This window comes from Sphingobium sp. CFD-2 (assembly GCF_024611135.1).
GTDB lineage: Bacteria > Pseudomonadota > Alphaproteobacteria > Sphingomonadales > Sphingomonadaceae > Sphingobium > Sphingobium fuliginis.
The window spans coordinates 3,396,302-3,410,097 of sequence record NZ_CP084405.1 but is presented as its reverse complement, the minus strand read 5'-3'; the positions used below and the strand labels follow the sequence as shown (position 1 = coordinate 3,410,097).

General features: G+C 64.4%; 13 protein-coding genes. 10 read left to right on the top strand and 3 right to left on the bottom strand.

What is annotated here, in order from left to right; all coding sequences use genetic code 11:
• Positions 1 to 42 precede the first annotated feature (42 nt).
• Entirely contained in the window at positions 43 to 1,299 is a 1,257-nt protein-coding gene (rho, locus tag LDB29_RS16860) for a transcription termination factor Rho (protein WP_007689303.1), read from the top strand.
• Between the two features lie 134 nt (positions 1,300 to 1,433).
• Entirely contained in the window at positions 1,434 to 2,153 is a 720-nt protein-coding gene (locus tag LDB29_RS16855; protein ID WP_025551148.1) for a YjbE family putative metal transport protein, read from the top strand.
• A 126-nt stretch (positions 2,154 to 2,279) separates the two neighbouring features.
• Here the strand turns inward: LDB29_RS16855 and LDB29_RS16850 are convergent, their stop codons facing one another.
• From LDB29_RS16850 to LDB29_RS16840, 3 genes are all read right to left on the bottom strand, one after another.
• Positions 2,280 to 3,299: a phytanoyl-CoA dioxygenase family protein gene (locus LDB29_RS16850; RefSeq protein WP_025551150.1), complete on the bottom strand. Its 1,020-nt coding sequence runs from the start codon at positions 3,297 to 3,299 to the stop codon at positions 2,280 to 2,282.
• 143 nt (positions 3,300 to 3,442) lie between these two features.
• Positions 3,443 to 4,411: a quinone oxidoreductase gene (locus tag LDB29_RS16845; protein WP_025551152.1), complete on the bottom strand. Its 969-nt coding sequence runs from the start codon at positions 4,409 to 4,411 to the stop codon at positions 3,443 to 3,445.
• A gap of 15 nt (positions 4,412 to 4,426) precedes the next feature.
• On the bottom strand, positions 4,427 to 5,125 hold the full coding sequence (locus tag LDB29_RS16840) for a dienelactone hydrolase family protein (RefSeq protein WP_025551154.1): 699 nt from the start codon (positions 5,123 to 5,125) through the stop codon (positions 4,427 to 4,429).
• Here LDB29_RS16840 and LDB29_RS16835 point away from each other — a divergent pair.
• From LDB29_RS16835 to pepN, 8 genes are all read left to right on the top strand, one after another.
• Positions 5,116 to 5,244: a hypothetical protein gene (locus LDB29_RS16835; RefSeq protein ID WP_257554871.1), complete on the top strand. Its 129-nt coding sequence runs from the start codon at positions 5,116 to 5,118 to the stop codon at positions 5,242 to 5,244. The genes LDB29_RS16840 and LDB29_RS16835 overlap by 10 nt on opposite strands.
• A 39-nt stretch (positions 5,245 to 5,283) precedes the next feature.
• Positions 5,284 to 5,544 carry a DUF6489 family protein gene (locus LDB29_RS16830; RefSeq protein ID WP_025551156.1) on the top strand — a complete coding sequence of 87 codons (261 nt, stop codon included), beginning with the start codon at positions 5,284 to 5,286 and terminating at the stop codon, positions 5,542 to 5,544.
• Positions 5,545 to 5,565: 21 nt separating this feature from the next.
• On the top strand, positions 5,566 to 6,849 hold the full coding sequence (gene mnmE, locus LDB29_RS16825; RefSeq protein WP_025551158.1) for a tRNA uridine-5-carboxymethylaminomethyl(34) synthesis GTPase MnmE: 1,284 nt from the start codon (positions 5,566 to 5,568) through the stop codon (positions 6,847 to 6,849).
• 58 nt (positions 6,850 to 6,907) lie between these two features.
• Positions 6,908 to 8,758, top strand: coding sequence for a tRNA uridine-5-carboxymethylaminomethyl(34) synthesis enzyme MnmG (gene mnmG / locus LDB29_RS16820; protein ID WP_025551160.1), 1,851 nt, complete (start codon positions 6,908 to 6,910; stop codon positions 8,756 to 8,758).
• Positions 8,755 to 9,396 (top strand): 16S rRNA (guanine(527)-N(7))-methyltransferase RsmG, encoded by a 642-nt coding sequence (gene rsmG / locus LDB29_RS16815; protein WP_025551162.1) that lies wholly within the window; start codon positions 8,755 to 8,757, stop codon positions 9,394 to 9,396. Before mnmG ends, rsmG begins: the two co-directional genes overlap by 4 nt.
• Complete coding sequence (locus tag LDB29_RS16810; RefSeq protein WP_025551164.1) at positions 9,393 to 10,175, top strand: ParA family protein; 783 nt, start codon at positions 9,393 to 9,395, stop codon at positions 10,173 to 10,175. The genes rsmG and LDB29_RS16810 overlap by 4 nt, the downstream gene beginning before the upstream one ends.
• Before the next feature lie 14 nt (positions 10,176 to 10,189).
• Entirely contained in the window at positions 10,190 to 11,092 is a 903-nt protein-coding gene (locus LDB29_RS16805; protein ID WP_373886350.1) for a ParB/RepB/Spo0J family partition protein, read from the top strand.
• 83 nt (positions 11,093 to 11,175) lie between these two features.
• The gene (gene pepN, locus LDB29_RS16800) at positions 11,176 to 13,773 is read left to right on the top strand and encodes an aminopeptidase N (protein WP_025551168.1); all 2,598 of its coding nucleotides are present in this window, start codon (positions 11,176 to 11,178) and stop codon (positions 13,771 to 13,773) included.
• The last annotated feature ends 23 nt before the right edge of the window (positions 13,774 to 13,796 follow it).

Genomic DNA, 13,796 nt, shown 5'->3' with positions numbered 1-13,796 from the left:
ATTTCTCCTTCCTCGTCTCTCATTCCATCGGACTTCACGCGAATGCACCTTAAGGATCTCAAGAAAAAAGCGCCCGCCGAACTCGTGACCATGGCGGAGGAACTGGGCGTCGAAGGCGCGTCGACCCTGCGCAAGCAGGACCTGATGTTCGCGATCCTCAAGGTCGAGGCCGACAATGGCGAGCAGATCATGGGCGAGGGCACGATAGAGGTGCTGCCCGACGGCTTCGGCTTCCTGCGCTCACCCGAAGCGAACTTCCTCGCCGGTCCCGACGACATCTATGTCTCGCCCAACCAGGTCCGCAAATTCGGCCTGCGCACCGGCGACACGGTGGAGGGCGAAATCCGCGCACCCAAGGATGGCGAGCGTTATTTCGCGCTGACCAAGCTCATCTCGGTCAATTTCGACGATCCCGAAGTCGTCCGCCATCGCGTCAATTTCGACAATCTGACGCCGCTCTACCCGACGCAGAAGCTGACGCTCGACGCGACCGACCCGACCGTCAAGGACAAGTCGGCCCGCGTCATCGACATCGTCTCGCCGCAGGGCAAGGGCCAGCGCGCCCTGATCGTCGCGCCGCCCCGCACCGGCAAGACCGTCCTGCTTCAGAACATCGCCAAGGCGATCACCGACAACCATCCCGAAGTCTTCCTGATCGTCCTGCTGATCGACGAACGCCCCGAAGAAGTCACCGACATGCAGCGCAGCGTGAAGGGGGAGGTCGTCTCCTCCACCTTCGACGAACCGGCGCAACGCCACGTCCAGGTCGCTGAAATGGTGATCGAAAAGGCCAAGCGCCTCGTGGAACACAAGAAGGACGTGGTGATCCTGCTCGACTCGATCACCCGCCTCGGCCGCGCCTACAACACGGTGGTGCCGTCCTCGGGCAAGGTGCTGACCGGCGGCGTCGACGCTAACGCGCTCCAGCGGCCGAAGCGCTTCTTCGGCGCGGCCCGCAATATCGAGGAAGGCGGTTCGCTCTCGATCATCGCCACCGCGCTGATCGACACCGGCAGCCGCATGGACGAAGTCATCTTCGAAGAGTTCAAGGGCACCGGCAACTCGGAAATCGTGCTGGACCGCAAGGTGGCGGACAAGCGCATCTTCCCGGCGCTGGACGTCGGCAAGTCCGGCACCCGCAAGGAAGAACTGCTGGTCGACAAGGCCAAGCTTTCCAAGATGTGGGTGCTGCGCCGTATCCTGATGCAGATGGGCACGGTCGACGCGATGGAGTTCCTGCTCGACAAGATGAAGGATTCCAAGACCAACGAGGATTTCTTCGATTCGATGAACCAGTAAGCCGCGGCATGGGTTGTGCTTCTGCCGGAGGCGCGCATCCATTCCATCGCGCCGCCGCGATTTTTCGGGCCGTCGGACTCCGGTCTGGCGGCCCCTTTGTTTTGGGCCATATTTTCAGGGGATAGCAGGCCGTCATGATCGACCTACTCGCAACCGCCGCCGCTGCGGCTCAGGGGATCGGCTCACCCGCCGACATCTGGGCGCACATCGTCAATGATTTCAGCAATATCGGCTCGCCCGCCGCGCTGGCTGCCTTCGGCCAGGTGTTGATGATCGACGTTCTGCTGGCGGGGGACAATGCGATCGTCGTCGGCGCATTGGCGGCGGGCCTGCCTGCGGAACAGCGCAAGAAGGTGATCCTGATCGGCATCATCGCCGCGCTGGTGCTGCGCATCGGCTTCGCGCTGGTGGTGACGCAGCTGATGCAGATCGTCGGGCTGATCCTGGCGGGCGGATTGCTGCTGCTGTGGGTGGCGTTCAAGATGTGGCGCGAACTCCACCCGAAGCGGGGCGGGGACACGCCCGACACCGGCGACGACGACATATCCGGCCTGCGTCCGGCCAAGAGCTTCGCGGGCGCGGCCTGGGCGGTGGCGGTCGCTGACGTTTCGATGAGCCTCGACAATGTGCTGGCGGTGGCGGGCGCGGCGCGCGATCATCCCGGCATCCTGATCATCGGGCTAATTCTGTCCGTGGCGCTGATGGGCATTGCCGCGAACATCATCGCCAAATATATCGAGCGCTTCCGCTGGATCGCCTATCTGGGCCTGGCGGTCATCATCTATGTCGCGATCAAGATGATCTATGACGGCATCGTCGACCATCAGGTCGGCATATTGACGCTCTTCGTCTAGAGAGATTGGGCATCTGTGTTCCTGCGCAGGCAGGAACCCAGTCCCGCCGTTTGAACTGGGTTCCTGCCTGCGCAGGAACACGGCGGGTTATGGCAGGAGGGCTCCATGCATCCTTCAGCGCACCGATCACCCGTCCGCCGCGCCCTTGATGCCCACCGGCCGCCATGGCTGCCTGATCAGGCCAGCAGCCTTGTCGCCCAGCCACCAGCGCAGCGGAATCCGGCGCTCGGCTATGCCGGGCAGGCTCCAGACATCCCATCCCCTGGCCGGCCGGAACGGGTTGCGGCGGCCATAGGCCCAAATCTCGACCCGCGTCGCGGGGGTGCTGGCCGGGCTGCGCGCATGAAAGCCGAATGTGTCGGCGATCAGCAGGGTGTTGGCGGGCACTGAATAGATGCTGGGCTGCGGCAGGCCCAAGGCCGCCAGTTCGCTGACATCGATGCGCAGCGATCCTCGGGCGGAAAGACGGCAATCGCCATCGCGCGCGCTCAGGCTGCGCTGCTTTTCCCAGGCCAGCCGCTGCGGCGTCAACCGGTGCGACCCTTTTACATAGGCGAAGGGACCGGTTTCGACCGGCACGTCCTCCAGGAACAGCCATGCCTTCATCGCCGGATAGAAGGTATCGGCATGGAAGGCGAGTTGCGGATCGGGCGCGGCATCGCGCCGCTGCGGCAGGATGGACTGGACGTAGAGCAGCGGCTCTATGTCGAAGCCGGCGACATAGCGGGACAGCGCCCGCCAGCGATCATCCCGGCGGAAGGCTTCGAAGGCCGGAATGGCGCGCCGGGCGGCGGGGTCCAGCGCCAGCCGCCGCGTGATCGTGTCGCCCTGAACCATTTCCCGCGCCGGTCCGCGGTAGGAAAAGAGCTGTTCCTGGAGGGCGCGGAAGGTTTCTGTGGGCAGGAAATCCCGGATTTCCACGACACCGTCCCGGTCGAAAGTCGTCCGATGCTCGGGATCGACGGCATTGGCCAATCGTTTGCGGCGCCGGGCCGTCATGGCCTGCGCCGCCTGCACGCGCGCCGCGTGCAGCCCCAGCGCATTGAGCCGCGTCGAACCGATCAGCGGATTGTCGACAAAGGATTTGGCGCCGGTGAAAAGCTGGGCGAACCAGAGCGGCGCGAGCAGGGGCGCAAAGGCATTCATCGACCGCGCCTTGCCATTCCGGTGGGGTCCGGTCGAGCGGAATATGCCGCCCGCCTTGAAAAACAATGCGTTTCCAATGATGTGACGTGCACTGTCATCCGACCGATACCGACGCAAACCGCTTCCAGCCCTGCCTGCGGCAGTCAGGGGATCAGGAGCGTGCTTCCCGTGGTTTGCCGCGCCTCCAGCGCGCGGTGCGCGTCGGCGGCATCCGCCAGGGCAAAGCGCTGGCCGACGACGGTCCTTACCACGCCCCGCGCCATGCGGTCGAACAGCCTTTCGGTCGTTCGCGCCAACTCTTCGGGAGTAGCGATATAGTCGAACAGGGTCGGGCGGGTGACATAAAGCGACCCACCCCGGCTGAGTTCGAGCAGGCTGATCGGCGGCACCGCGCCGGACGCATTGCCGTAGCTCACCATCAGGCCGCGCCGCTTGAGCGACGCCAGCGACGCGCTCCAGCTATCCTTGCCCACGCCGTCATAGACGACATCCACTCCACGCCCGCCGGTGATCTCCCGCACGGCGGAGGCCAGGCTGTCGAAGCTCCCATAAAGGCTATGTTCGGCATCCACCTTCGCCGCCTTCTCCGCCGATCCGCAATGGGCGATCACCACCACGCCCTTGTCGCGCAGCCACGGCACCAGCACGGAACCGACACCGCCGGCGGCGGCATGGACCAGCGCGAACTGCCCCGCCTCCAGGGTGACGATGTCCTCCGCCAGATAGCAGGCGGTCATGCCCTTCAGCATCATCGCCGCCGCATCCTGCGTGGTGACGGCATCCGGAATCCTCACCGTCTGGTCGGCGCGCACCATCCGATGCGTGGCATAGGCGCCCAGTCCGACCGCACAGCCCACCTTGTCGCCCACGGCAAAGCCGGTGACGCCCGGACCGACGGCGGCGATCTGGCCCGCACCTTCCGCGCCGATCGGCGTGGGCAACGGCGCGGGATAAAGGCCGCTGCGAAAATAGGTGTCGATGAAATTCAATCCGACAGCATCCTGCGCGATCAGCAATTCGCCTTCACCAGGCAGGCCGGGGTCGAACTCTTCCCGCGCGATCACCTCCGGCCCGCCATGCGTGCGTGCCACCATCCGCCATGCCTGCGTCATGCCTTTGCCTCCCGGTCAGAGATGGGCCGCGAAGAAATCCGCGGTCCGGCCATCGGCAAGCTGCGCCGCCGCCTCGTTGCGGCGCGTGCCCATCTCGGCGGCAAAGCCGTGATCCAGCCCCTCATAATCATGCAGGGTGACATGACGATTGTCCTTCAGCCCTTCATGCATCTTCTGCTGCACCTCGGGCGGAACGAAGCCGTCGGCGGTGGGAACATGCAGCAGCACCGGCTTGCCGATGGCATGCTGTTCCTTCAGCAGGCCGTCGATGCCGACGCCATAATAGGCCACGAACGCATCGCCATCGGTGCGGCAAGCCGACATGAACACCAGCCGCCCGCCCAGGCAATATCCGACCAGCCCGACCTTGCCGCCTTGCCCCAGTTCCTCCCGCGCGGCCTTGATCGTCGCCTCTATGTCCCGAATGCCCTGGTCCTGGTTGAATTTCTGCATATGGCCGATGGCCGCCTGAAAATCCTCCGCTATGTCGGCATCCAGCTCGACATGCGGCTTCTCGCGCCAGAAGAGATCGGGCGAAAGGGCCAGATAGCCGGCCGCCGCCCAGCCATCGCATTTGCGCCGAATCCCTTCGTTCACGCCAAAGATTTCCTGGATCACCACGATCGCGGCCTTGGGCGTTCCCTGCGGCCGGGCAACATAGACATCGAACCGGGCATCGCCCTCCAGCGTGGGGATGGATGTGAATGCTGCCATGGGAAATCCTTTCCTTTTTCCTGACACTGTCGATGGCCGGCATAATGGCGGTTGCGGGGCGGAGTGCAACCATGCTTGCCGTCAAAAAATTTGCCTTGCGCGCCCTTGTTGCGGCATGAGGCGTTGTAAAGGGTGGCTGCAGCAAAGGGTAGCGGGATATGAAGGTAAGCGTGGACGTCGACTGCACTCCTGCGGAGGCCCGGGCTTTCCTGGGGCTGCCGGATGTCACCCCCATTCACGACAAATATGTGAAGACGATGCTCGACAGCTTCGACGGCGTCGCCAATGTCGAGCAGATGGAGACCCTGTTCAAGAGCTTCTCGCCCTTGGGCGATGCCGGAATGCGCCTGTTCAAGCAGATGATGGACATCGGCCTGGCCGGAATGCCGGGCAAGAATGGCGACAAGAATCCGGGCTGATCCTGCTAGGGACGGCGCGCCGTGACGGACACCATCTTTGCCCTATCGAGCGGCGCCCCCCCTGCCGGCATTGCTGTCATCCGGATCAGCGGACCGGCGGCAGGCCGGGCGCTTCTCGCGCTGGCCGGGCAATTGCCGCCGCCCCGGCGGGCCCGGCTGGCGTCGCTGCACGACCCCCGCGACGGCGCCTTATTGGATCGGGTCCTGATCCTGTGGTTTCCCGGACCGGATACGGCGACCGGCGAAGACCTGGCCGAACTGCATTGCCATGGCGGGCGGGCGGTCATCGCCGCGGTCGAGCAGGCGCTGGGCACGCTCGAAGGGTTGCGCCGGGCCGAAGCGGGAGAGTTCACACGCCGCGCCTTCGCCAATGGCCGCATGGATCTGAACGCGGTGGAGGGGCTGTCCGATCTGCTCGCTGCCGAGACACAGCAGCAGCGGCGCGCGGCTTTGTTGATGGCGGAAGGCCATTTTTCACGACGGGTGGAGGGATGGCGCCGAACATTGCTCGATCTTTCCGCCATGACGGAAGCGGCGCTGGATTTCTCCGATGAGGATGATGTGCCCGATCAGGGAATGGAGGCGCGGATCGACCAGGGCGTGCATGGCCTGGCAGGGGAAGTCGAAGCCATGCTCGCCGCGCCATCGGCCGAGCGGTTGCGCGACGGCGTTCGCGTGGTTCTGGCAGGCCCGCCCAATGCGGGGAAGTCGACGCTGCTCAACCGGCTTGTCGGGCGGGAGGCGGCGATTGTATCGGACATAGCCGGGACGACCCGCGACCGGATAGAAGTACCGGCCGCGCTGCATGGCACCGCCTTTCTTTTCACGGACACCGCCGGCCTGCGCGCCGAAACGGACGATGCCATTGAAGCCATCGGCATGGACAGGGCGCGGGGCGCGCTCGACGCAGCGGACATCATCCTCTGGTTGGGTCCGGCGGAGGAGGCTCCCCGCGCGGACGCCATATTGGTTGCCGCACAATGCGACCGGAACATGGCTACGGACCGCCCCGGTATTCGGCTTTCGGCCGTCACAGGCGAGGGGATGGATCGCCTGACATCCATTCTGCTCGAACGCGCCGCCGCTCTCCTGCCGGGTGAGGGCGATTATGCCCTGCACCGGCGGCAGCGGGAAGCCGGGGCGCAATTGAACAGGCATCTGAGCGCCGCCCAGGCATCGGACGATCTGCTGATCGTCGCGGAGGAGTTGCGGCAGGCCCGTCAGGCCATAGACCTGCTGACAGGACGGGCCGGTACGGAGGACATGCTCGACCGCCTGTTTGCCGGATTCTGCATCGGTAAATAGCCATGTTCCACGTGGAACAGTTTTGACCGGGGCGCCCCACTTCTGTTAAGGGGCGCGCATGCGAACAAGCTATGATGTGATCGTGGTCGGCGGCGGCCATGCAGGCTGCGAAGCGGCAGGCGCAGCGGCGCGCAAAGGGGCCGCGGTTGCGCTATTGACCTTCGACAGAGCGACGGTAGGCGCCATGTCCTGCAATCCGGCCATAGGCGGTCTGGGCAAAGGCCATCTGGTGCGGGAGGTCGACGCACTGGACGGCTTGATCGCCCGTGCTGCCGACGCCGCTGCCATTCACTACCGCATGCTCAACAGCAGCAAGGGCGCAGCGGTTCAGGGCCCGCGCATTCAGGCGGATCGCAAACGCTATCGCGCCGAGATTCACCGCCTCCTCGACGCCCAGCCCGGACTGGAGATCGTGGAGGGAGAAGCCATCGGATTGATCCTGACGGGCGGAGCCATCGCCGGATTGTCCCTGGCCGACGGACGGATGCTCAAGGCGCCCGCCGTGGTGCTCGCGACGGGAACATTTCTGGGCGGCAAGCTCTTCCGGGGGGAAGAGACGCAGGCGGGCGGGCGTACCGGGGAGCGGGCGGCGACGGCTTTGGGGGTTCAGCTTCGCGCACTGGACCTGCCGGTTGGAAGGCTCAAGACCGGAACCCCTCCCAGAATCGATGGCCGCACCATCGATTGGGCGCGGCTTGAGGCGCAGCCTTCCGATGGGGCGGCATGGACCATGTCCGCCATGTCGCCGGCGCGGCTGTTGCCGCAATTGAGCTGCGCCATTACGCGCACCAATGAACGCACCCATGCGATCATCCGGGAAGGGCTGGGCCGTTCGCCGTTGTTCAGCGGCGCCATCGAGGGCAGGGGGCCGCGTTACTGCCCATCGATCGAGGACAAGGTGATTCGCTTCGGCGATCGCGACGGGCATCAGATATTTCTTGAGCCGGAGGGGTTGGACGACCATCTGGTCTATCCCAACGGGATCAGCACTTCGCTTCCCGCCGATGTGCAACTGTCTATGGTGCGGTCGATGGCGGGTCTGGAAAAGGCCGAAATCGTCGTGCCCGGCTATGCCGTGGAATATGACCATATCGATCCCCGCGCCCTGGATGCGACCTTGGAAGTGCGCGCCATCCCCGGTCTTTTCTGCGCGGGGCAGATCAACGGCACGACCGGTTATGAAGAGGCGGCGGCTCAAGGCCTGATCGCCGGAATCAATGCCGCAGCAAAGGCCAAGGCGGAGGAACCGCTCATTCTGGATCGGGCCAGCAGCTATATCGGCGTGATGATCGACGATCTGGTCCTGCAGGGCGTGACCGAGCCCTATCGCATGCTCACAGCCCGCGCCGAATATCGGTTGCGGCTGCGCGCCGATAATGCGGGCAGCCGATTGGCCCCGCTCGGTATCTATCATGGGGTGCTCGGCAAAGAACGGACCGCCTATTATGCGGAACGCGCCGATCAGCGCTCGCTCGTGGAAGAAGAACTAGGCCGTTCCTTCTCGGCTACTGAAATGGCCAGATCGGGCGCATCCGTCCGGCAGGATGGCGCGCGCCGCACCCTGTTCGAATGGGCGAGATTTCCGGAGGTGGGGCAGGATCTGCTCTTCGCACTCGCGCCGGCATTGGCCCGAACATCCGCCGACCTGCGCGACGAGATTCTGGAAGACGCGCATTATGCGCCCTATCTGGAAAGGCAGGAGGCGGAGATTGCGGAGATGCGCCGCAATGAACGTGTCGCTATTCCGGCCGATTTCGACTTCGCTTCTATCGGCGGGCTCTCGACGGAAATGATCGAACGACTGGATCTGGCGCGGCCAGATACGCTTGCGGCGGCTGGGCGCATTCGCGGCATAACGCCCGCGGCACTGGCGGCCCTTCTCGTTCACGTCAGGCGGCGCGCCGCGTGACGGAAGAAGAAGCACGGCAATGGTTGCAGGCTCGCTTCGATGTTTCACGTGGAACATGGGAGCGGCTGGAGAGCTATGTTGCGATCCTTCTGAGCGAGATGGAGCAGCAGAACCTGATCGCTGAATCGACCCGCGCCCATATATGGGCACGGCACATTGTCGATTCCGCGCAACTCCTGCCTTTGGCGGCGAAGGCCGGGCAGGGCAGGTGGGTCGACTTGGGTTCGGGTGCCGGCTTGCCGGCCATAGTCATTGCGATCCTCCATGAACGCCCCATCCAACTGGTGGAGTCCCGGCGCAAGCGGATCGACTTTCTGAACGACGTCATCGCAGAGCTTGGCCTCTCCCATGCCCAGGTCTTTGGCGGTCGGGTAGAGACCGTTCCCGCTTCGGCGGCAGCCATCATCAGCGCCCGCGCCTATGCGCCTCTGCCCCGGCTGCTCGAATCCGCGCATCATCTGGCCGATGAAAAAACCATTTGGGTGCTTCCAAAAGGACGAAATGCGCAGAATGAACTGGAGGCGGCGACTCGATCATGGCAAGGTGCGTTCCACGTGGAACGCAGCGTGACCGATGCCGACAGCGCCATCATCGTCGCGGAGGCGGTCCGATCCGTCAGGAGGAAAGCCCGAGGATGATCCGTATTGCCATTGCCAATCAGAAGGGCGGCGTCGGAAAAACCACGACCGCCATCAATCTGGCCACAGGTCTGGCGGCCACTGGTCTTCGCGTGCTGCTGGTCGATCTCGATCCTCAGGGCAATGCGTCCACCGGACTCGGCGTCAACCAATCGGATCGCGTCCAGTCGAGCTACGACCTGCTCCTCGGCAATTGCGCGCTTGAGGATGCGGTTCTCGGCACGCGGGTTCCCAAGCTCGACATCGTTCCCGCGACACAGGATCTGTCGGGCGCGGAGATCGAACTGATCGAATATGAGGAGCGGACGCATCGGCTGGAAAGGGTCCTCGCCGAAGCCCAGCCGGGCCGTTGGGACATCTGCCTTATTGACTGCCCGCCTTCGCTCGGCCTGCTGACGATCAACGCCATGGTCGCGGCGCAGTCGCTGCTCGTGCCGCTGCAATGTGAATTTTTTGCGTTGGAAGGGCTCTCGCAACTGCTCCAGACAGTGGAACGGATTCGTGGCCGCTTCAATCCCGGCCTGTCGATCATGGGCGTGGCGCTCACCATGTACGACCGCCGCAATCGCCTGACGGATCAGGTTGCCGACGATGTGCGGGCCTGTCTGGGCGATCTCGTCTTTTCCACGGTCATCCCGCGCAATGTCCGCCTGTCGGAAGCGCCCAGCCACGGCGTGCCGGCCCTGATCTACGATTTCCGCTGCTCGGGATCGGAAGCCTATATGCGTCTGGCGCGTGAGTTGATCGCGCGCCTGCCCCGGCAGGAGGTTGCTGCTTGAATAACGAAAATGCCATGAAGTCGGTGAAGCGCCCCCACGGCCTTGGCCGGGGGCTGTCGGCACTGTTGGGAGACGTGGCGCGGGAAGAACCCGTCGCGCCGACGGCGGCCACGCCGCCGTCCACCAAGGCGATCCAGAGCATCGAAGTCGCGCTGATCCAGCCCCATCCGGAACAGCCGCGCCGCCATTTCGATGAGGGCGCGTTGCAGGAACTGGCGGACAGCATCGGCAAGCGGGGCGTCATCCAGCCGATCATCGTTCGGCCCCATGGCGGCGGTTTCCAGATCGTCGCGGGCGAGCGTCGCTGGCGCGCGGCCCAGCGCGCCCAGCTTCACCGCATCCCTGCCATCGTGCGCGATTTCGATGAGGCGGAAACGCTGGAAATCGCCCTTATCGAAAATATCCAGCGCGAAGACCTCAACCCGATCGAAGAAGCGGAAGCCTATCGCAAGTTGATCGCGGAGTTCCAGCACAGCCAGGAAGCGCTGGGCCGTCTGGTCGGCAAGTCGCGCAGCCATGTCGCGAACTTGATGCGCCTTCTCGATCTGCCCGCGCCCGTTCAGCAGCAGGTGATCGAACAAAAGCTCAGCATGGGCCATGCCCGTGCGCTGATCGGCGTGCCGGACTGCGAAAATCTGGCCCGCACCGTGGAAGCCAAGGGCCTGTCGGTTCGCGATACGGAACAACTGGTGCGCCGCGCGAAGAAGGGCGATGACGCGCCGGGCCGCAGACGGGCGGCCGCCCCGAGGGAAAACGATCCCGACATCGCGGCTCTGGAGCAGCATCTTGCCGACATATTGGGGGTGAAGGTCGACATCGACTATATGCAAGGCGGCAACGGCACGCTTTCGCTGCATTATTCGACGCTCGACCAACTGGACATGCTGTGCCAGCGCCTCTCGGGCGAGCGTATCTGAAGCTTCGCCAAAGGACCGGCGGCCAACGCATTTAGGCGCGGCGGCCACTGGTCTTTTCCCCCTCAACTGCCTAGCCTGCACGCATGGCAGACAATTCCTCCTCCCTCACCGTGCCCCATATCGTCCGTCGCGAGGACTATCGGCCGCCGGACTGGCTTGTTCCCGACATCGCGCTGGATTTCGATCTCGACGCCGCTGCAACGCGCGTCCATGCAACCTTGTCGGTCACGCGAAATGGCGATCATGACCGGCCGCTGAAACTGGATGGCGACGGCCTCCTGCCGCTGGAGATCAGGGTCGATGGCAACCCGCTCGCCCCGGACCAATGGTCGATGGACAGCGGCGCGCTGGTCATCGCGCTTCCCGACGCCGTTCATATAGTTGAAACGCTCGTGGAGATTGCGCCTCAGGACAACAGCAAACTGATGGGGCTTTATGCCAGCGGCGGCCTCCTCTGCACACAATGCGAGGCGGAGGGTTTCCGGCGCATCACCTTCTTCCCCGACCGGCCCGATGTGCTGTCGCGCTATTCGGTGCGCATGGCGGCGGACAAGGCGCTCTACCCGGTGCTGCTCGCCAATGGCGATCCCGTCGAGCAGGGAGAGTTGCCCGGCGGCCGCCACTGGGCGCGCTGGAACGATCCCTTTCCCAAGCCCTGCTATCTGTTCGCGCTGGTCGCCGGCGACCTTGCCTGCAATGCCGACCGCTTCGTCACGATGAGCGGGCGGGAGGTGCAACTGGGCATATGGGTCAGGGAAGCGGATCTGCCCCGCACCGCCCATGCGATGCAGGCGCTCAGGAACAGCATGGCCTGGGACGAGCGCGTCTATGGCCGTGAGTATGATCTGGACGTGTTCAACATCGTCGCCGTTGCCGATTTCAACTTCGGGGCGATGGAGAACAAGGGCCTCAACATCTTCAATTCACGCTACATATTGGCCGATCCGGAAACCGCGACCGACATCGACTATGACGGCGTCGAGGGGGTGGTGGCGCATGAATATTTCCACAACTGGTCGGGCAATCGTGTCACCTGCCGCGACTGGTTCCAACTCAGCCTGAAGGAAGGCTTCACCGTCTTCCGCGACCAGAATTTCTCCGCCGACATGGGATCGCATGCGGTCAAGCGGATCGAGGACGTCCGAATCCTTCGCGCGGCGCAGTTCCAGGAGGACAGCGGACCGCTCGCCCATCCGGTTCGTCCGGAATCCTACATGGAAATCAGCAACTTCTACACCGCGACCATCTACAATAAAGGCGCGGAGCTGATCCGAATGATGGCGCTGATGCTGGGTCCGGAGCGCTTCCGTGCCGGAACGGACCTCTATTTCGACCGGCATGATGGCGAGGCAGCGACCTGCGAGGATTTCGTGCGGGCGATGGAGGAGGGGGGAGAGATCGACCTCGGCCAGTTCCGCCTCTGGTATGAGCAGGCCGGCACGCCTCATGTCCGCGCCCTGCTGACCCACGACCCGGTTGCGCGCAGCGTGACATTGCTGCTGGAGCAGACGGTCCCGCCCACGCCGGGCCAGCCCGAAAAACGGCCCATGGCCATCCCGCTGCGCACGGCTCTGTTCGATCCGGAAACGGGTGAGAACCGGGGCGATGAGCTGCTGATGCTGACCGAAGCGCGGCAGAGCTTCACCTTCCAGGGCTGGACGACCGCGCCCATCCTTTCGATCAATCGCGGCTTTTCCGCCCCGGTCATTGTCGAAACCAATCGCAGCCAGGCCGATCTTGCCTTCCTCTCGGCCCATGACGACGATCCCTTCGCCCGTTATGAGGCGATGCAGCAACTCATGGTGAATGTGCTGGTCGGCCGGATCGGCGGGCAGGCGGTCGATGAGGATGCGGTGATCGCCGCGATCCGCAACGCCGCCACCGATCCGCTGCTCGACCCCGCCTTCGTCGCGGAGGCCATCCGCCTGCCGAGCGAAGCCTATCTGGGCGATCAGATGGCGGTGGTCGATCCCGACGCGATCCACGCGGCGCGGGATGCGCTGCAACGGCGCATCGGCGCCGAACTGGAGCCGCTCTGGCGCGATATTCACGCCCGGACCCGGGCCAATGCCTTCGCCCTGTCGTCAGCCGCCAAGGGCGCCAGGAAGCTGCGCAACACGGCGCTGCTCTATCTTGCAGCTTCCGGCGCGGTGGATGGTCCGACCGTCGCCTTCGGCCAGTTCAGCGAGGCCGACAATATGACCGAGCGGCAGGCAGCGCTCGCGACATTGGCGAACGGCACCAGCGCGGAACGGGAAGCGGCGCTCGACATCTTCTACAACCGCTATCGCGACGATGCGCTGACGCTGGACAAATGGTTCCAGACCCAGGCCTTCGCCTTCCATCCCGATACGGTCGATCTGGTCGAGGAACTGGGCAGGCACAAGGATTTCACCCTGACCAACCCCAACCGGGTGCGCGCGCTCTATGGCGCCTTCGCAGGCAATCAATGGGCGTTCCATCACCCGTCGGGCAAGGGCTATCGTCTGGTGGCGGATTGCATCATCGCGCTCGACAAGCTGAACCCCCAGACCGCCGCCCGGCTGGTGCCGCCGCTCGGCCGCTGGAAACGGTTCGATGAACCACGCGCTGCGCTGATGCGGGCGGAATTGCAGCGCATCCTGCTTGAGCCGGGACTGTCGAAGGATGTGACGGAGCAGGTAAGCAAGAGTTTGGAGTAAAGACGTCCTTCCACCCTGCGCGC